Origin of the sequence: Microbispora sp. NPDC049125 (assembly GCF_040802045.1) — a bacterium.
Classification (GTDB): domain Bacteria; phylum Actinomycetota; class Actinomycetes; order Streptosporangiales; family Streptosporangiaceae; genus Microbispora.
Genome location: NZ_JBEZDW010000020.1, coordinates 121142 through 137112 on the forward strand (window position 1 = coordinate 121142; position 15971 = coordinate 137112).

The window sequence follows — 15971 nt, forward strand, 5'->3', positions numbered from 1 at the left end:
CAGAGCGTCACGGGGCGTCACAGGGCGTAGGGGCCGAACCTCGCCCACGCGACGACGACGGCCAGGATCAGCAGCACGATGTTGAAGACGATGGGCTTGGACTCCTTGCGGCGGCCGTGAACGACGATGGCGCCGATCATCATCAGGGCCAGCCCGGTCGCGGCGAGCGGCGTGAGCACGGTCGCGACGCCGGTCAGGCCGGGGACGATCAACCCGATCACGGCGAGCACCTCCAGCCCGCCGATGACCTTGAGCATCGGCTCGGAGAAGTCCTCCGTCCAGGCCATCTGAGGATTGGCGACGAGCTTCGCCTTCGGCTGCAGCAGCTTGTTGGCACCCGCGCCGAGGAAGAGCAACGCGAGCACGATCTGCAGCACCCAGACGACGACGTTCATCGATCTCTCCTGAAACTTGAAGGTTCAAGAAGGCTAGGGGCAAGATAATTGTCGCGTCAAGTTTTTCCGGGGTCGTGAGATTGGCGTCCGAGATGTTGGTACGTTTTAATCAGGTCCCATGGCCCCGGTGAGCATCAAGGAGGTCGCGGCCCGCGCCGGCGTCTCTCCCGGCACGGTCTCCAACGTGCTGAACCGCCCTGAGAAGGTCGCCCCGCCGACCCGGGAGCGGGTGGAGCGGGCGGTGCGCGAGCTCGGCTTCGTCCGGCACGGCTCAGCGTCGTCCCTGCGCGCCGGGCACAGCCGCACCATCGGGCTGTCGGTCATCGACATCGGCAACCCGTTCTTCACCGACATCGCCGCGGGCGTGGAGGAGGTGGCGAGCGAGCTGGGCTACGCGGTGATCCTCGGCAACTCGGCCGGCGACCTGTCCAAGGAGGAGCGCAACCTGCTCGTGCTGGCCGAGCAGCGGGTGCGCGGCGTGCTGATCACGCCCTCGGGTGAGGACCCCGCGCCGCTGGAGCGGATCCGCGAACGCGGAATCCACCTCGTGCTCGTCGACCACCCCGCCCACCGGCACGACCAGTGCTCGGTCGCGGTCAACGACGTGGCCGGCGGCTCCATGGCCGTGGCCCACCTGCTCGGGCGGGGCGCCCGCAGGCTCGCGTACGTGAGCGGGCCGCTGTCGATCCGCCAGTGCCAGGACCGGCTGGCCGGCGCCCGCCAGGCCGTACGGCAGGCCGGCCTGGACCCGGCCGTGGCGCTGACCGAGCTGTCGTTGCCGGCGCTGAACGCCCGCTACGGGCAGCAGGCGGCCGCCGAGCTGCTGGGCTCCGGGCTGCCTGACGCGGTGTTCTGCGCCAACGACCTGCTGGCGCTCGGCCTGCTGCGGGGCCTGCTGCAGGCGGGTGTGCGGGTCCCTGACGACGTGGCGCTGATCGGGTACGACGACATCGATTTCGCCGCGGCCTCGGCGGTGTCGCTCAGCTCGATCCGCCAGCCGACCCACCGGCTCGGCCGGATCGCCACCCGGCTTCTGCTCGACGAGTGCGACAACCCCGCGGGACACGTGCATCAGCAGATCATGTTCCAGCCGGAGCTGGTCGTCCGCGAGTCCACCGCCTGACCTCCGGGCCGCGCGTCAGGCCTGCCGCCCGGCGTCCGGACCGCGTCAGCCCTGCTGCCCGGCGTCCGGGCCGCCCGTCAGGTCTGCTCCTCCGGGACGCTCTCCCGGCCGGCCACCGGCACGCTTTCGCGCGCCGTCCAGGTGCCCGAATGCCTCGTGCGCCGAGCCGACGCTGTCCCGCAGGGCCAGCTCCAGGCGATCGGCGTCTTCGGCGAACCGGTCCATCTCCCCGTCGGGAGTCGTGCCCGACCCCGACTCGGCGAGCAGCTCCTCATAACGCGGCAGCAGGTCCCGCAGGCCGTCGAGCTGGGCCCGCGCCCGCAAGGCCCGCTCGGCCTCCGCCACCCGGGCCGCGTACCGCTCCAGGGCCTCGATCCGGGCCGCGACCGCGGTCGCGCTCCCCTCCAGGACCCGTTCGAGGGGCGCCACGGCGTCCGCGACCTCCGCCGTCGTGCCACCGGCGAGCAGCTCTCTGTGCTCGCCGCGCAGCGCCGAGATCTTGGCGAGCAGGCGCGCCACCTCCCACGCCTCCTCGGGAAGGACGATGGCGTTGCGTACGGTGTCGAGAAGCCCAAGGGCGTTCACCTGCGACGCCAGGACGGATTGGACCGCGTGCAGCGCCCGAGCCTGCAGAGCGCGGGCCTCCTCGTCGAACTGCTCCGGCAACAGGTAGCGGCCCTCGTACCGGTGGGCGCTCTCGAAGAGCCGGTCGGCGAGGGGCTTCTCCGGCGTCACCGTCACGAGCAGGCTCAGGCCCACCAGCACGGCGGCCAGGGCGAGCACGACGAGGTGGATCCTGCTGGGCCCGCTCCCCACCATGGAGACGATGACGACCAGGACCGCAAGCGCCGCGACCGACCGCAGGAGAAGCCTGCCCGGACGGCCACGGCGTGGCTTCGCCGCCCGCTCGGGCTTCGCCGCCCGCTCAGGCTTCCATCCGGCCCGGATCCGCGACAGCAGCGCCTCGTTGGCGCGCAGCAGGGCGGCGTCCGCGTCCGGCACCGCTGGATCGACGACGACTCCCGTCCCTCCGGGCGCCGGCGCGTCGTACCGCGTTTCTGCCACCCCGTCCCCCTTCGCCGTTTCCGCGATGATAACCAGAGCCGGAGCGGCTTCCCCTGATTCACGCGCCGGTCGCCGATGCCCCCGAAGCGGCGGCGCCGTCCGGGGCGTGATGCCGTACGGGGCCGGGCAGTCGTGGTGCTACCGGGCGCCGCGGTGCTCGGCGAGCTCGTACTCCACGAAGGCGGCGATCATCGCGCGCCAGACCGCCTCGGCGACCTGAGGCGACAGCCCGCTGCGGGCGGCGCGGTCCCGGGCGGCGGCCACGACGCGCTCCACGCGGTCGGGCGCGCGCACGGACTCCTCGTCCCGCTTGTACGCGGCCGCGGCCCGGACCAGCCCCTGCCGCTCGGCCAGCAGGGCCGTCAGCCGCGCGTCGAGCTCGTCGATCCGGCGGCGCACGTCATCCAGCGAGGTGGGTTCTGACACGGATGCCTCCTCAGGCGTGGGTGTGATCCGTCGCAACCTTAGGCGATCTTCCATCGGCGTCTCCTGCTCGATCCAAACGCGCGGCCCGCCCAAATGACCGTGCGATCGGCCGCCCGGCGGTGTGCCGGACAGGTATGGCCGGGCACTCGCGGAGGAAATGGCGTCACCGCCCCGCGAGGCCCCGGGCAAAGACCGGTGCATGGGGCAGACCGATGTTCAATGCGGGTGCCCCTGTTTCTGGTCGATCAGCCTGGACGGCGCCGAACAGGGCGGTTGACGATGGAGGGGCCCATCCCGATCGCCGCTGACGCGGCCACGGATCGGATAGGAGACACCTATGCCCGCACAGCGACTCCCGAGCCTTCTCGGCCTCGCGGCCCTAACCGCCCTCGCTCTCGGGACGGCCCAGTCGGGGCAGAGCGCGTCCGCGGCCACGACGGCCGGCGCGCCCGTCACGGCGTCGTTCACCGGCGCCGCGGCGCCTTTGGTGGTCTCGGACGACGGGGACGACGACGGCTACGGGAACGGCGGCTGGGGGAACGACGACTCCGGCCAGAGCGGCGAGCAGAGCAGCGACCAGAGCCAGTCCAGCGGCGGCTCCCAGGAGAGCACGTCCGAAAGCAGCAGCGACAGCGACTGATTCGCCGGCATCCGGCGAACGCGACGCGGCCTCCGGCAGGCTGGAGGCCGCGTCCGCGCGTTATCGGGCTCACACGGCCTGACCACACGGCCTGACCACACGGGCCGGCTCATGGCGGGCCGGCTCATGGCGGGCCGGCTCACGCGGCGCGGGAGTCAGCGGACCGGGTGGCCCGCCGCCCGCAGCGTCTCCTTGACCTCGCCGATCTTGAGCTGCCCGAAGTGGAACACCGACGCGGCGAGCACGGCGTCCGCCCCCGCCTCCACCGCCGGAGGGAAGTCCTCCAGGCGGCCGGCACCGCCGGAGGCGATCACCGGGACGGTGACGGCGGCCCGGACGGCCCGCAGCATCTCCAGGTCGTAGCCCGACTTGGTGCCGTCGCCGTCCATCGAGTTGAGCAGGATCTCCCCGACGCCGAGCTCCTCGCCCCGCCTGGCCCACTCGACCGCGTCGATGCCCGTCCCCCGGCGGCCGCCGTGGGTGGTCACCTCGAAGCCGGACGGCGTGGGCGGCCCGTCCACCACCCGGCGGGCGTCCACCGACAGCACCACGCACTGTGAGCCGAACCGCCGGGACGCCTCGGTGAGCAGCTCCGGCCGGGCGATGGCGGCCGTGTTGATCCCCACCTTGTCCGCCCCGGCGCGCAGCAGCCGGTCGACGTCGTCCACGGCCCGCACTCCCCCGCCGACCGTCAGCGGGATGAACACCTGCTCAGCCGTACGGCGGACCACGTCGAGCATGGTCTCCCGCTCCCCCGAGGAGGCGGTGATGTCGAGAAATGTCAGCTCGTCGGCGCCCTCGGCGTCGTAGCGCCGGGCCAGCTCGACCGGGTCTCCCGCGTCGCGGAGGTTCTCGAAGTTGACGCCCTTGACCACCCGCCCGGCGTCGACGTCCAGGCAGGGGATGACGCGCACGGCGACCGTCATACGGCCCCCTCCACGCGCCCCGCCGGCCGGTAGGCCTCGACCTCCACCTCGACCAGCATGCGGGAGTCGATCAGCCCGGCGACCTGGACGCTGGTGCAGGCCGGCCGTACGGCTCCGAAGATCGCGCCGTGGGCGCGGCCGACCGCGTCGAAGTCGTCGGCGTGCACCACGTAGAGCCGGGTGCGGACGACGTCGGCGAGCGACGTGCCGGACTTCTCGACCGCGTCGAGCGCGATGGAGATGGCGGTGAGCGTCTGCTGGTAGGCGTCGCCCACGTGCTGGACCTCGCCGCCCACGGTCGCCGTGCAGCCGGACACCAGCACGTGCGGCCCCGCCACGACGGCGCGGGCGTAGCCGTACCTGTCCTCCCAGGGCCCGCCGGAGGAGATCCGGCCGGGGGGCATGGTGTCGGTCATGAGCCGCTCACCGCCACGAGGGCCTCCTGCAGCGTGAACGCCTGGGCGTACAGCGCCTTGCCGACGATGGCGCCCTCGACGCCCTCGGGGACGAGCGTGGCGATGGCGCGCAGGTCGTCGAGCGACGACACGCCGCCGCTGGCGATCACCGGCCGGCCGGTCCTGGCGCAGACCTGGCGGAGCAGGTCGAGGTTGGGCCCGCGGAGCGTGCCGTCCTTGGTGACGTCGGTGACGACGTAGCGGGGGCAGCCCTCCGACTCCAGGCGGTCGAGAACCTCCCACAGGTCCCCGCCCTCCTTGGTCCAGCCGCGGGCGGCCAGAGTGGTCCCCCGGACGTCCAGCCCCACCGCGATGCGGTCGCCGTACTCGGCGATCGCCTTGGCGCACCAAGCCGGGTCCTCCAGGGCGGCGGTGCCGATGTTGACCCGCCGGCATCCCGTGGCCAGCGCCGCCACCAGCGACGCGTCGTCGCGGATGCCGCCCGACAGCTCCACCTGCACGTCGAGGGCGCCCACGACGGAGGCCAGCAGCTCCCGGTTGCTCCCCCGGCCGAAGGCCGCGTCGAGGTCGACCAGATGGATCCACTCGGCACCGGCGTCCTGCCAGGCGAGCGCCGCGGTGAGCGGGTCCCCGTACGACGTCTCCGTCCCCGCCTCCCCTTGGACCAGGCGGACGGCCTGGCCGTCGGCGACGTCGACGGCTGGGAGCAATACGAGCGACATGGGGTCATGACCTCCGGTCGAAGACAATGGTGACGAGCACTGGGACAACCAGGATGGAGCCGAGCAGCACGGCCAGCCTGGCCATCCAGGAGTCGAGCAGGATCCAGGCGAGCACCTGGACGAGGAACCAGAGCACGGCGAGGACGGCGTTCTCCGTGCGCCGCCTGCGCGCGATGTAGCCGCGCTGCCGGGCGACCCTGACCGGCCGGGAGGGCCGCGGCAGCACCGCGGTCACCCTGCCGACCACACCGCCGACGACACCGGCGACGACACCGCCAGCCGCGCTTCCGGTCAGCCGGTTTCGCAGCTGCCTGCGCCGGGCCGCCCGCGCCTGCCGCTCGGCCAGAGCCGCGGCCAGGCGTTCCGCCTCGGCCTCCCGCTCGGCCCTGCGCCGGGCCCGTTCCTTGCTCATCCGGCCTCCCGTCCCGCCGGCACGCTCACAGCGTGGTGAGCCAGTTGGACAGCAGCACGGCTCCCGCGTCGCCGGACTTCTCCGGGTGGAACTGGGTGGCCGACAGCGGGCCGTTCTCGACGGCCGCGACGAACGGCACGCCGTGCTCGGCCCAGGTGACCAGCGGCGGGACGAAACCGGATCCCGCCTCCAGCAGCCACTCGCGGACGCCGTAGGAGTGGACGAAGTAGAAGCGGGTGTCCGCGTCGAGCCCCCGGAACAGGACGCTGCCTTCGGGGGCGTTCACCGTGTTCCACCCCATGTGAGGCAGGACGGGCGCGTCGAGGCGCTCCACGGTGCCGGGCCACTCGCCGCAGCCCTCGGTGTGGACGCCGTGCTCGACGCCCTTCTCGAAGAGGATCTGCATGCCGACGCAGATCCCCAGCACGGGGCGGCCGCCCGCAAGCCTGCGGCCGACGATCTGGTCGCCCCGTACGGCCTTGAGCCCGGCCATGCACGCGGCGAACGCCCCGACGCCGGGGACGACGAGGCCGTCGGCGTCGAGGGCGGCGTCGAAGTCGGCGGTCACCGTCACGTCCGCGCCCGCCCGGGCCAGCGCCCGCTCCGCCGACCGCAGGTTTCCCGACCCGTAGTCGAGCACGACCACGCGCCTTCCTACTCCCACCACAGAACTCCCGCCGTCAGCGCCAGGGCCGCTCCCACGCCGGAGAGCAGCGTCAGCAGCCGGGCGCCCTGCCGTACGCCCGAGATGACCCCTCCTACGAGGAAGAGGCCAACGAAGATCATAATCGTGGACGAGGTGTTCATCACAGGACGCCCTTGGTGCTCGGGACGCCGCTCGCCCGGGGGTCGCGCTCGCAGGCCTCGCGCAGTGCCCGCGCGAGCGCCTTGAACTGCGCCTCCACGATGTGGTGCGCGTTGCGCCCGTACGGCACGTGCACGTGGAGGCACACGGCCGCCTGCGCGACGAACGACTCCAGGATGTGCCGGGTCATGGTGGTGTCGTAGTCCGGGCCGATCATGGGAGCCATGCCCTCGGGCTCGGTGTGCACGAGGTACGGCCGGCCGGACAGGTCGACCGTGACCTGGGCCAGCGCCTCGTCCAGCGGGCAGGACGCGCTGCCGAACCGCCTGATGCCCGACTTGTCGCCCAAAGCCTCACGGAACGCCGTGCCGAGCGCGATGGAGGTGTCCTCGATCGTGTGGTGCGCGTCGATGTGGAGGTCGCCCTCGGTCTTCACGGTCAGGTCGAACAGCCCGTGCTTGCCGAGCTGGGCCAGCATGTGGTCGTAGAACCCCACGCCGGTCGCCACGTCGACCACGCCCGTGCCGTCGAGGCCGACCTCGACCAGCACCGACGTCTCCTTGGTGCTGCGCTCGACGCGGCCGCGGCGCGCCGCGGCGGTGCTCGCGTCAGTCATCGAGACTCCCCTTCCAAGGCGGCTTCCAGGACTGCTTCAAGAGCGGTGCGGAAGGCCGCCATCTCGTGCTCTGTGCCGATCGACACGCGCAGCCACTGCGCGGGACCGGTCTCCCTGATCAGTACGCCGCGCTCAAGCAGCCCCTCCCATACGGCGCGCCGATCCGGAAACCTACCGAATAGCACGAAGTTGGCGTCGGAGTCAGCGGCCGTCAGGCCACGGTGCCGTAGCCAGGCCACGGTGGCGTCCCGCTCTGCCCGCAGCGTGTCGACCGTGCTCAGCAGCTCCTCGCGGTGGGCGAGCGCCACCCGGGCGGCGGCCTGGGTCAGGGTGGACAGGTGGTACGGCAGCCGGACCAGCAGCATGGCGTCGACGACCGCCGGGTCGGCGGCGAGGTAGCCGAGCCGCGTCCCGGCCATGGCGAACGCCTTGGACATGGTCCGCGTGACGATCAGGGTGGGGTTGCCTGGCAGCAGCGTCAGCGCCGACGGCGTGCCGGCCCTGGCGAACTCGGCGTACGCCTCGTCCACCACGACGATGCCGGGAGCCGCCCGGACGATCCGCTCGATCACGTCCAGCGGCAGCGCCGTACCGGTCGGGTTGTTGGGGGAGGTCAGGAAGACCACGTCGGGGCGGTGCTCCTCGATGGCCCGCACGGCGGCCTCGATGTCGATCGCGAAGTCGCCGTCGCGGGCGCCGGAGATCCACCGCGTGTTCGTGCCGCCCGCGATGATCGGGTGCATGGAGTAGGACGGCTCGAAGCCGATGGCCGAGCGCCCCGGGCCGCCGAAGGCCTGCAGGATCTGCTGGATGATCTCGTTGGAGCCGTTCGCCGCCCACAGCTGCCGGGCGGTCAGGCCGTGCCCGAGGTAGTCGGCGAGGTCCTTGCGCAGCTCGACCGCGTCCCTGTCCGGGTAGCGGTTGAGCGTGGCCGCGCCGTGCCGTACGGCCTCGGCGAGGTCGTCGATCAGCGCCGCCGAGGGCGGGTAGGGGTTCTCGTTGGTGTTGAGCTGGACCGGCACGTCGAGCTGCGGGGCGCCGTACGGCTGCTTGCCGCGCAGGTCCTCGCGGATCGGCAGGTCGTCGAGGGTCGTCGCGCGGGCACTTCCCGTGGTCATGCGGGCACTTCCCAGTCGAAGCGGGCGCGGATGGCGGCGCCGTGGGCGGGCAGGTCCTCCGCGTCGGCGAGCGCGCACACGTACGGCGCGGCCTCGGCGAGCGCGTCGCGGTCGTAGTCGACGACGTGGATGCCGCGCAGGAACGTCTGCACGGAAAGGCCTGAGGAGTGGCAGGCGCAGCCGCCGGTCGGCAGCACGTGGTTGGACCCGGCCATGTAGTCGCCGAGCGAGACCGGGGCGTACGGCCCGATGAAGACGGCGCCGGCGTTGCGCACCCGGGCCGCGACCGCGTGGGCGTCGGCCGTCTGGATCTCCAGGTGCTCGGCGGCGTAGGCGTCGACCACCTTCAGGCCGTCGTCGATCGAGGACACGAGCACGATGCCGGACTGGCGGCCGGCGAGCGCCTCGGTGATCCGCTCGCTGTGGCGGGTCGCGGCGACCTGGCCGGGCAGCTCCTTGTCGACCGCGTCCGCCAGCTCGGGGCTGGTGGTGACGAGGACGGCCGCCGCGATCACGTCGTGCTCGGCCTGGCTGATCAGGTCGGCGGCGACGTGCACCGGGTCGGCGGTCTCGTCGGCGAGGATTGCGATCTCGGTGGGCCCCGCCTCGGAGTCGATGCCGATGCGGCCCTTGAGCAGCCGCTTGGCGGCGGCCACCCAGATGTTGCCCGGGCCGGTCACCATCGCGGCCCGGGGGCACTCCTCGGTCCCGTAGGCGAACATCGCCACCGCGTGGGCGCCGCCCACGGCGTAGACCTCCTCCACGCCGAGCAGCGCGCAGGCGGCGAGGATCGTCGGATGCGGCAGGCCGCCGTGTTCCTTCTGCGCGGGCGAGGTCACGGCGAGGGAGCCGACCCCGGCCTCCTGGGCGGGGACGACGTTCATGACGACGCTGGACGGGTAGACGGCGCGGCCGCCCGGCACGTAGAGCCCCACGCGGTCGACCGGCACCCACCGCTCGGTGACCGTGCCGCCCGGCACGACCCGCGTCGTGGTGTCCGCTCGCCGCTGGTCGCGGTGGACGAGGCGGGCCCGGCGGATCGACTCCTTCAGGGCGGCGCGTACGGCCGGGTCGAGCTCGTCCAGGGCCCGGGTGATCGCGTGGGCGGGGACGCGGGCCGTCTCCAGGTCGACGCCGTCGAACCGCGCGGTCAGCTCCCGTACGGCCGCGGCGCCGCGATGGCGCACGTCCTCGCAGATGGGTCGCACCTTCTCCAGGGCGGCCTCGACGTCGAGCTCGGCGCGGGGCAGCACGTCGCGCAGGTCCCCAGGCAGGGCCCCGCGCAGGTCGATACGGGAAATCACCGTCCCAGTCTACGGACGACGGGGGGCGGATCCCGTCTCGTCCAGCATGCGGGACAGGCGTTTCGCGACGGCGCCGCGTCCCGGCGGCCCTCCCATGGTCGCGCGCCGCCGGATCGGGCCCCGTCGAGTCAGGCCGCCGGGGGTGGCGGGCGGGGCCGGACCGCGGGCGGTCGGGTCTTGGGCGAGTCGGGTCTTGGGCGAGTCGGGTCTTGGGCGAGTCGGGTCTTGGGCGGGGTCCGGCCGAGCACCGCCGGGTCGAGCACCGCCGGGTCGAGCACCGCGGGGTCGCGGGCGGGGGCCCGCCGGCTGGGGCCCCCGCCTGTTCGCCCGGCGATCAGTCGCCGTCCTCCTCCGGCGGCAGGTCGCGAAGGCGCCGGCCGGCGACGAGGTGGGGCAGGAACAGATGGGTGACGAAGGCGGCGAACATGAACATGAAGGCCGCCGCCGCGGGAACCCGCAGGACCGAGTCGCCGCCGTCCGGGAGCAGGCCCACGACCAGCGTGGCGCCGCCCAGCATCCACGCGCTCCCGCGCCGGGACAGCGCGTAGACGTTCCGGCGCTCGGCGAGCTGGCGCTCGTCCAGCTCCTCCTCACGCAGGCCGATCACGCCTCCGGAGAGCACGACGAGAACCGTGTACACCCATCCGTAGATCACCACGGCGACGCCCCACAGCGCGAACGTCGTCCACATCGCCGTGTCGCTCGGCGCGAGCAGATAACACACGATCGCGCTGACCCACTGCGTCGCGAGTGCCACCCCGCCGAGGATCACGGTGATCTCGCGGCCTCTGGGGGTGGCGTGCCACGACAAACGCGCGCGCCTTCTGATCTCCTCCAGTCGCCGCTCGTCGAGCCCGGCCATCAGCTCACCACCTCGCCACTGCCGAGCCGCGGGAACGGCTTGAGGGAGAACACGATCTCCATGGGGACGCCGAAATACTCGGCGATCCGGAGGGCGAGGAACAGGCTCGGGCTGTACTCGCCACGCTCCAGGTAACCGATGGTCTGGTAATGGACGCCGAGTGCGGCGGCCAGGTCCTTGCGCGAGATCCCGCGCTCGGCCCTGAGCATCGTGATGCGGTTGTGGACCTCTTCACCGGACATCGTTGCTGTCTCGGAATGAGCACGTATTCATAGGATGGAATGTAGTACATCTACTACATTCCATCAAGTCACTACGACAGCTTGGCTGTGGCTCTAGGCTGATCGGCGTGAGCAAGACCAAGAGCAAGGGCGGTCAGGGCACTCCGGCCACGGTCGCCCTCACGCAGGCGAAGGCGGACTTCACCCTCCATCCGTACGACCACGATCCGAACGCCCAGGCGTACGGCGAGGAGGCGGCCGACGCCCTCGGCGTGCCGTACGAGCGGATCTTCAAGACCCTGGTGGCGGAGACCGAGGCAGGGCTGGCCGTGGCGGTGGTGCCCGTGGCGGGCAAGCTGGACCTCAAGGCGTTCGCGGCCGCGCTGAAGGGCAAGCGGGCGGCGATGGCCGACGCCGCCAAGGTGGAGCGGGTCACGGGCTATGTCGTGGGCGGCATCAGCCCGCTCGGCCAGCGCAAGAGATTGCCGACCGTGGTCGACGCCTCGGCGCTCGAGTTCGAGACGATCTACTTCTCGGCCGGCCGTCGGGGGCTGCAGATCGAGACGGCACCGGCGAACCTGGTTCGGCTCACCCAGGCCGTGACCGCCCCCATCGCCAAGGGCTGAGCCTGTCGAGTGTTGCCATCGCACGCGCGGGCCACGCCTCGGAGACTCGATGCGTGAGCCGTACGGAAAAGGGGGCCAGGACGTGACCGAGCGCGACAAGCGAGCCGACGGACGCGGCGGCGAGCCGGTGGAGGGACACGACGGCGAGCGAGCCCGGGGGCACAGCGGCTCGCAGGCCGGCGAGCACAACAGCTCACAGGCCGGGGGGCACGACGGCTCACAGGCCCGCGGGCACAGCGGCGAGCTCGTCGAGCTGACGGCGACGGAGATGTCGGCGCTGTTGCGCGACCGGCAGGTGACCGCCGTAGAGCTGACCGAGGCGCACCTGCGGCGGATCGGCGAGGTGAACGGCCGCGTCAACGCCATCGTGACGCTCGTGGCCGACCGGGCGCTCGACGAGGCGAGAAGCGCCGACGCCGATCTGGCCGCCGGCCGGTGGAGGGGCCCGCTGCACGGGCTCCCCGTCGCACACAAGGATCTCGCCGACACCGCCGGGATCCGCACGACGTACGGCTCCCGCCTGTTCGCCGACCACGTCCCGCTGGAGGACGACCTTCTGGTGCGGCGGATACGGCAGACGGGCGCCATCACGCTGGGCAAGACGAACACTCCCGAGTTCGGCACCGGGTCGCACACGGTCAACGAGGTGTTCGGCGCGACCCGCAACCCGTACGCCCCGTCCAGGAGCGCGGGAGGCAGCAGCGGCGGCGCGGCGGCGGCACTGGCGAGCCGGATGATCCCGCTGGCGGACGGCTCCGACATGGGGGGCTCTCTGCGCAACCCGGCGTCGTTCTGCAACGTGGCCGGGCTGCGGCCGACTCCGGGCCGGGTGCCGTCGCGGTCGTCCACGGCGGCCTGGTTCACCCTGTCGGCCCCCGGCCCGATGGCGCGGACGGTCGCGGACCTGGCGCTGTTCATGAGCGCGATCGCGGGCTTCGACCCCGCCTCGCCGTACTCGATCCGGGAGGATGGATCGGCCTTCGCCGGCCCCCTGGACCGCGACGTCACGGGGGTGCGGATCGCCTTCAGCCCCGACCTTGGCAGCCTCCCGGTGGACGCGGAGACGGCAAGGGTTACGGCCGAGGGGGTGGGCGTGTTCGCCTCGCTCGGCGCCAAGGTGGAGCAGGTCGAGCTCGACCTGTCGGACGCGGAGGACGCCTTCCGCATCTATCGGGCGTGGTTCTACGCGCTCACGTACGGCGGCGTGCCCGGCGTGGGCTCCAACGTGGCGTGGAACGTCGAGCAGGGCCGGAAGGTCACCGGCGACGACCTCGCGCGGGCCGAGCGGCTGCGCACCCGCCTGTTCCACCGGATGAGCGCGTTCTTCGGCGAGTACGACTTCCTGGTAGCGCCGGTCAGCCAGGTGCCGCCGTTTCCCGTCGAGCAGCCGTACGTCACGGAGGTCGCCGGGCGGCCGATGCCCGACTACCTGGCGTGGATGCGTTCCTGTTACTGGATCAGCGTGCTGCACGCGCCCGCGATGTCGGTGCCCTGCGGGTTCACCTCGGACGGCCTTCCGGTGGGGCTGCAGATCGTCGGCAGGCCCTGGGCCGACCTGGACGTCCTCCGGCTCGGGCACGCGTTCGAGCAGGCGACCGGTCACTGGCGCAGGCGCCCCGAGCCGCCCCTGTGAGCCCCCACTCACGTCCGCCGTGCACGACGTCCTGGCAAATCCGGGAGGGGATCGCCGCCGGGTAGGTGAGCAGTGGGGATCAAAACGGGGGGACGTCAAGGTCGTGTTCCACTGCCGGTCTGTGAGCCGGGGGTGGCGGCCCATGTCTGGTCGGGGTTTCCTCCCGTCGGGGAGGCTTCGGCCGTCGGGGAGGTTTCGGCGGGATGTTCGCGTGAGTGGTCGGGAGTGGACTGGGCATGATCGTTTGCTGGGTGAGTCGGTCCTCGGTCGTGCTGCTCGTCAGGGGTGTTCCCGGGCTGGGGAGGGGGCGGGACTCCGGCAGCGGGGTGATGATCTTGGGGAGTTTGGTGGGATAGGTGTGTCCGAGTGGGCTGGTCCAGGTGATGTGGCCGGTCTTGGGCATGGTGACGTGCCAGCCGCCGTGGTGCTTGGTGCGGTGGTCGTGGCGGCAGGCGAGGGTGAGGTTGTCCTCCTGGGTGGGCCCGTGGGCCGCCCAGTCGATGATGTGGTCTTGGTCGGTTCGGGTTGCGGGCGTGCGGCAGCCGGGCCAGGAACACACTCGGCCCCGGATTTGGACGTAGCGGCGTAAGGCGGCGTCTGCTTGTCGGCGATCGGCTTTGTCGTTGTCCGGGAGGTCGTTTGCCGTCGTGGCGATGTCGGCAGTGCGGGGGCGCGTGGTCTCGGCGTTCGGGGGGCGCCTGCTCGTGGCGTCCCGGGTGGTGCCCTGCTGGGCAATTCCGTTGTCGGCGACCCCGTTCTGTGCGCCGCCGTGTTCAGCGGTGCCGTTCTGTGCGCCGCCGTTCTGGGCGGTGCCGGCCTGCTCAGCGGTCTGTGATCGCGGGGCGGTGCCGTTGTGGGCGCCGCCGTTCTGGACGGTGCTGGTTTGGGTGGCGGTGCCGGCTTGGGTGGCGAGGTCGGTGACAAGTGCGGCCCACTGGCCCGTGATGGATGGCTGACCGGCGAGTCGGTGCAGGAGGGTCTGGGTGATTTGGAGTTCGACGATGCCGCCGCGGCGGGTGTCGCGGGGCGGGCGTGCTGCGGGTGGGCAGGGGCGGTGCCGGGTGATGCCGGCGTGGAGGAGATGGCCGTTGTCGGTGCAGATGGCGTAGCGCCATTCCCCGGCCATCATGCGGGCGGCCATGTGGCGGGCGAGTGGGGCGTGGATCATTCCCCATCCGGGTGCGTGTGCGGGGTGTTCGTCCAGGCCCAGCAGTGTGCTGAGCTCGACCCGCAGTTCGGGGACAGCCCATCCCCGCACGCCACCGGACAGACGGTCATGACGGCCGGAGGCGGCCGATGTCGTCGCGCCGGGCTCGTGCGGTGAAGATGCGGGCGCGCCCGGGTGAAGGGCGTGGTCGGGTGAGACAGCGCCCGCGTGGTGGGCGTGGCGGGGTGAGGCAGCACCCGGGTGGTGGGGCACGCCGCCTTCGGGGCGGCTGGGGCCACCCGCGGATTGGTCGTCGGGTGCCCGAGATCGTGGGGGTTGGTCTGTTGGAGTGCGCAGAGAGGGGGTGCTCCTGGACTCGGTCGGCGAATCGGCCGGGGTCCCGCCGAGCGGGGCAGTCGGTGAATCGGCTCGGGTGCCGCCGGGCGAGCCGCCTGGAGGGTTGGCTGGTGTGCCGCCCGGTGGATCAGCCGACGGGTGGGCCGAGACGCCATCGGATGGACCGCCCAGCGGGGTGGTCGGAACGCCATCGGATGGATCAGTGGGTGGGTTGGTCGGGGTGCCGCCGAGCAGGCCTGCGGGTGGGCTGGTCGGGGTGTCGCTGGAGGGATCGGCTGGTGGGTCCGCTAGGGCACCTTCGGATGGATCAACCGGTTGGGCGGCCGGAGTGCCACTACGTGGACCAGCAGGTGGGGTGGCCGGTGTGCCATCGGTTGGATCAGCTGGCGGGTCGGCTGGAATGCCACCAGGAGGACCGGCTGGTGAGCCAGCGGGTGGGTTGGTTGACGTACCGCCCGAGGGATCAGCGGGTGGGGTGGCGGGGCCGCCGAGGCCTGCGCCTGGGTCTGCGTCAGGGGTGGTGTCTGGGTCGGTGGCGGACTCGGTGTGGGCATCTGGGGCGGTGTCGGTTGGGGGGTGTGGTGGGGTGTCGAGGAAGGGGTGGGTGCGGATGTGGGTGATGATCTGCTCGTCGGTCAGGCCTTCGAAGGTGCCGTCGAGGGAGCCGAGGAACAGGTCGGCGCGGATGTGGTCGATCGGGCGGCGGTCTCCGGCGCGTTTGCAGGAGCGGGCCAGCTCATCGATGCGTTCGCAACCGGCCGCGGCCCGGTCCACCGGCAGGTCCAGGCCGGACACGCTGGCGGTGCCGTCGTCGTTGCGCGCCCCCACCACGCGGCGGCGTTTGACCGCCTCGGTGTAACGCTTTTCCGCCCAGCCCGGATCGATCGCCAGCACCAGCCGCTGAATGTGCTCGATCAACTCCCCGACCGTCCACCCACCCGCCCGCTCGACCAGGTGGTCACACACCAGCGCGGCCTGTTCGTCGGTCAGCCCGGTGGTCCAGCGGATGAACGCCACGGCCCGCGGCTCATCCAAAGTTCCCGCCAGCATGGCTTCGCCGAGGACCGGCAACCGGCGGTGCACATTCCACGCCAGCTCGAAGGTCGAATCAGCACGCCGGCGTGACCACACCAGCGCCGCGCGGGCCTCATCGGGAG

General features: G+C 72.2%; 19 protein-coding genes and 1 pseudogene. 4 read left to right on the plus strand and 16 right to left on the minus strand.

The genetic code is table 11. The features are described 5' to 3' along the window. Nucleotides 1–17: 17 nt before the first annotated feature. On the minus strand, nucleotides 18–395 hold the full coding sequence (locus tag AB0B72_RS23250) for a DoxX family protein (protein WP_367740993.1): 378 nt from the start codon (nucleotides 393–395) through the stop codon (nucleotides 18–20). 118 nt (nucleotides 396–513) lie between these two features. Here AB0B72_RS23250 and AB0B72_RS23255 point away from each other — a divergent pair, with 118 nt between their 5' ends. Continuing rightward, nucleotides 514–1518, plus strand: coding sequence for a LacI family DNA-binding transcriptional regulator (locus AB0B72_RS23255; RefSeq protein ID WP_367740994.1), 1005 nt, complete (start codon nucleotides 514–516; stop codon nucleotides 1516–1518). Between the two features lie 45 nt (nucleotides 1519–1563). On the opposite strand, the gene AB0B72_RS23260 is transcribed toward AB0B72_RS23255, so the two are convergent. Together AB0B72_RS23260 and AB0B72_RS23265 are read right to left on the minus strand one after the other, a co-directional pair. Then, on the minus strand, nucleotides 1564–2583 hold the full coding sequence (locus AB0B72_RS23260) for a hypothetical protein (protein WP_367740995.1): 1020 nt from the start codon (nucleotides 2581–2583) through the stop codon (nucleotides 1564–1566). A gap of 138 nt (nucleotides 2584–2721) precedes the next feature. Next, complete coding sequence (locus AB0B72_RS23265) at nucleotides 2722–3009, minus strand: chorismate mutase (RefSeq protein WP_367740996.1); 288 nt, start codon at nucleotides 3007–3009, stop codon at nucleotides 2722–2724. A 337-nt stretch (nucleotides 3010–3346) separates the two neighbouring features. Between AB0B72_RS23265 and AB0B72_RS23270 the strand changes: the two genes are divergently transcribed. Beyond that, the gene (locus AB0B72_RS23270) at nucleotides 3347–3649 is read left to right on the plus strand and encodes a hypothetical protein (protein ID WP_367740997.1); all 303 of its coding nucleotides are present in this window, start codon (nucleotides 3347–3349) and stop codon (nucleotides 3647–3649) included. 155 nt (nucleotides 3650–3804) lie between these two features. Here the strand turns inward: AB0B72_RS23270 and hisF are convergent, their stop codons facing one another. The 11 genes from hisF to AB0B72_RS23325 all read right to left on the minus strand — a co-directional run bounded on the left by hisF (nucleotide 3805) and on the right by AB0B72_RS23325 (nucleotide 11072). Beyond that, complete coding sequence (gene hisF / locus AB0B72_RS23275) at nucleotides 3805–4575, minus strand: imidazole glycerol phosphate synthase subunit HisF (RefSeq protein ID WP_367740998.1); 771 nt, start codon at nucleotides 4573–4575, stop codon at nucleotides 3805–3807. Next, on the minus strand, nucleotides 4572–4991 hold the full coding sequence (locus AB0B72_RS23280; RefSeq protein ID WP_367741000.1) for a RidA family protein: 420 nt from the start codon (nucleotides 4989–4991) through the stop codon (nucleotides 4572–4574). The genes hisF and AB0B72_RS23280 overlap by 4 nt, the downstream gene beginning before the upstream one ends. Then, nucleotides 4988–5713, minus strand: coding sequence for a bifunctional 1-(5-phosphoribosyl)-5-((5-phosphoribosylamino)methylideneamino)imidazole-4-carboxamide isomerase/phosphoribosylanthranilate isomerase PriA (priA, locus tag AB0B72_RS23285; protein ID WP_367741002.1), 726 nt, complete (start codon nucleotides 5711–5713; stop codon nucleotides 4988–4990). Before priA ends, AB0B72_RS23280 begins: the two co-directional genes overlap by 4 nt. A 4-nt stretch (nucleotides 5714–5717) precedes the next feature. Further along, nucleotides 5718–6125, minus strand: coding sequence for a hypothetical protein (locus AB0B72_RS23290; RefSeq protein ID WP_367741003.1), 408 nt, complete (start codon nucleotides 6123–6125; stop codon nucleotides 5718–5720). A 25-nt stretch (nucleotides 6126–6150) separates the two neighbouring features. Beyond that, the gene (gene hisH, locus AB0B72_RS23295) at nucleotides 6151–6789 is read right to left on the minus strand and encodes an imidazole glycerol phosphate synthase subunit HisH (RefSeq protein WP_367741004.1); all 639 of its coding nucleotides are present in this window, start codon (nucleotides 6787–6789) and stop codon (nucleotides 6151–6153) included. Then, nucleotides 6780–6932, minus strand: a complete 153-nt coding sequence (locus AB0B72_RS23300) for a hypothetical protein (RefSeq protein ID WP_367741005.1) — start codon at nucleotides 6930–6932, stop codon at nucleotides 6780–6782. The genes hisH and AB0B72_RS23300 overlap by 10 nt, the downstream gene beginning before the upstream one ends. Beyond that, entirely contained in the window at nucleotides 6932–7546 is a 615-nt protein-coding gene (gene hisB / locus AB0B72_RS23305) for an imidazoleglycerol-phosphate dehydratase HisB (protein ID WP_367741006.1), read from the minus strand. The genes AB0B72_RS23300 and hisB overlap by 1 nt, the downstream gene beginning before the upstream one ends. Then, nucleotides 7543–8664, minus strand: coding sequence for a histidinol-phosphate transaminase (locus AB0B72_RS23310; RefSeq protein ID WP_367741007.1), 1122 nt, complete (start codon nucleotides 8662–8664; stop codon nucleotides 7543–7545). Before AB0B72_RS23310 ends, hisB begins: the two co-directional genes overlap by 4 nt. Further along, entirely contained in the window at nucleotides 8661–9968 is a 1308-nt protein-coding gene (gene hisD / locus AB0B72_RS23315) for a histidinol dehydrogenase (protein WP_367741008.1), read from the minus strand. The genes AB0B72_RS23310 and hisD overlap by 4 nt, the downstream gene beginning before the upstream one ends. 334 nt (nucleotides 9969–10302) lie before the next feature. Continuing rightward, the gene (locus AB0B72_RS23320; RefSeq protein ID WP_367741009.1) at nucleotides 10303–10830 is read right to left on the minus strand and encodes a hypothetical protein; all 528 of its coding nucleotides are present in this window, start codon (nucleotides 10828–10830) and stop codon (nucleotides 10303–10305) included. Next, nucleotides 10830–11072 carry a helix-turn-helix transcriptional regulator gene (locus AB0B72_RS23325; RefSeq protein WP_367741010.1) on the minus strand — a complete coding sequence of 81 codons (243 nt, stop codon included), beginning with the start codon at nucleotides 11070–11072 and terminating at the stop codon, nucleotides 10830–10832. The genes AB0B72_RS23320 and AB0B72_RS23325 overlap by 1 nt, the downstream gene beginning before the upstream one ends. Before the next feature lie 107 nt (nucleotides 11073–11179). On the opposite strand from AB0B72_RS23325, the gene ybaK reads away from it, so the two are divergent. Both ybaK and AB0B72_RS23335 read left to right on the plus strand, forming a co-directional pair. Then, entirely contained in the window at nucleotides 11180–11677 is a 498-nt protein-coding gene (gene ybaK / locus AB0B72_RS23330) for a Cys-tRNA(Pro) deacylase (protein WP_367741011.1), read from the plus strand. A gap of 82 nt (nucleotides 11678–11759) precedes the next feature. Beyond that, nucleotides 11760–13310: an amidase gene (locus AB0B72_RS23335; RefSeq protein WP_367741012.1), complete on the plus strand. Its 1551-nt coding sequence runs from the start codon at nucleotides 11760–11762 to the stop codon at nucleotides 13308–13310. Between the two features lie 79 nt (nucleotides 13311–13389). On the opposite strand, the gene AB0B72_RS23340 is transcribed toward AB0B72_RS23335, so the two are convergent. After that, nucleotides 13390–14568 carry an HNH endonuclease gene (locus AB0B72_RS23340; RefSeq protein ID WP_367741021.1) on the minus strand — a complete coding sequence of 393 codons (1179 nt, stop codon included), beginning with the start codon at nucleotides 14566–14568 and terminating at the stop codon, nucleotides 13390–13392. Between the two features lie 975 nt (nucleotides 14569–15543). Next, nucleotides 15544–15945: pseudogene (locus tag AB0B72_RS23345) on the minus strand (DUF222 domain-containing protein); the annotation flags it as partial. Between the last annotated feature and the right edge of the window lie 26 nt (nucleotides 15946–15971).

Excerpts from the sequence above, each read along its gene's own strand:
- AB0B72_RS23250 (WP_367740993.1), bottom strand. The coding sequence starts at position 395 with ATGAACGTCGTCGTCTGGGTGCTGCAGATCGTGCTCGCGTTGCTCTTC.
- AB0B72_RS23255 (WP_367740994.1), top strand. The coding sequence starts at position 514 with ATGGCCCCGGTGAGCATCAAGGAGGTCGCGGCCCGCGCCGGCGTCTCT.
- AB0B72_RS23270 (WP_367740997.1), top strand. The coding sequence starts at position 3,347 with ATGCCCGCACAGCGACTCCCGAGCCTTCTCGGCCTCGCGGCCCTAACC.
- hisF (WP_367740998.1), bottom strand. The coding sequence starts at position 4,575 with ATGACGGTCGCCGTGCGCGTCATCCCCTGCCTGGACGTCGACGCCGGG.
- AB0B72_RS23280 (WP_367741000.1), bottom strand. The coding sequence starts at position 4,991 with ATGACCGACACCATGCCCCCCGGCCGGATCTCCTCCGGCGGGCCCTGG.
- priA (WP_367741002.1), bottom strand. The coding sequence starts at position 5,713 with ATGTCGCTCGTATTGCTCCCAGCCGTCGACGTCGCCGACGGCCAGGCC.
- AB0B72_RS23290 (WP_367741003.1), bottom strand. The coding sequence starts at position 6,125 with ATGAGCAAGGAACGGGCCCGGCGCAGGGCCGAGCGGGAGGCCGAGGCG.
- AB0B72_RS23300 (WP_367741005.1), bottom strand. The coding sequence starts at position 6,932 with ATGAACACCTCGTCCACGATTATGATCTTCGTTGGCCTCTTCCTCGTA.
- hisB (WP_367741006.1), bottom strand. The coding sequence starts at position 7,546 with ATGACTGACGCGAGCACCGCCGCGGCGCGCCGCGGCCGCGTCGAGCGC.
- AB0B72_RS23310 (WP_367741007.1), bottom strand. The coding sequence starts at position 8,664 with ATGACCACGGGAAGTGCCCGCGCGACGACCCTCGACGACCTGCCGATC.
- AB0B72_RS23320 (WP_367741009.1), bottom strand. The coding sequence starts at position 10,830 with ATGGCCGGGCTCGACGAGCGGCGACTGGAGGAGATCAGAAGGCGCGCG.
- AB0B72_RS23325 (WP_367741010.1), bottom strand. The coding sequence starts at position 11,072 with ATGTCCGGTGAAGAGGTCCACAACCGCATCACGATGCTCAGGGCCGAG.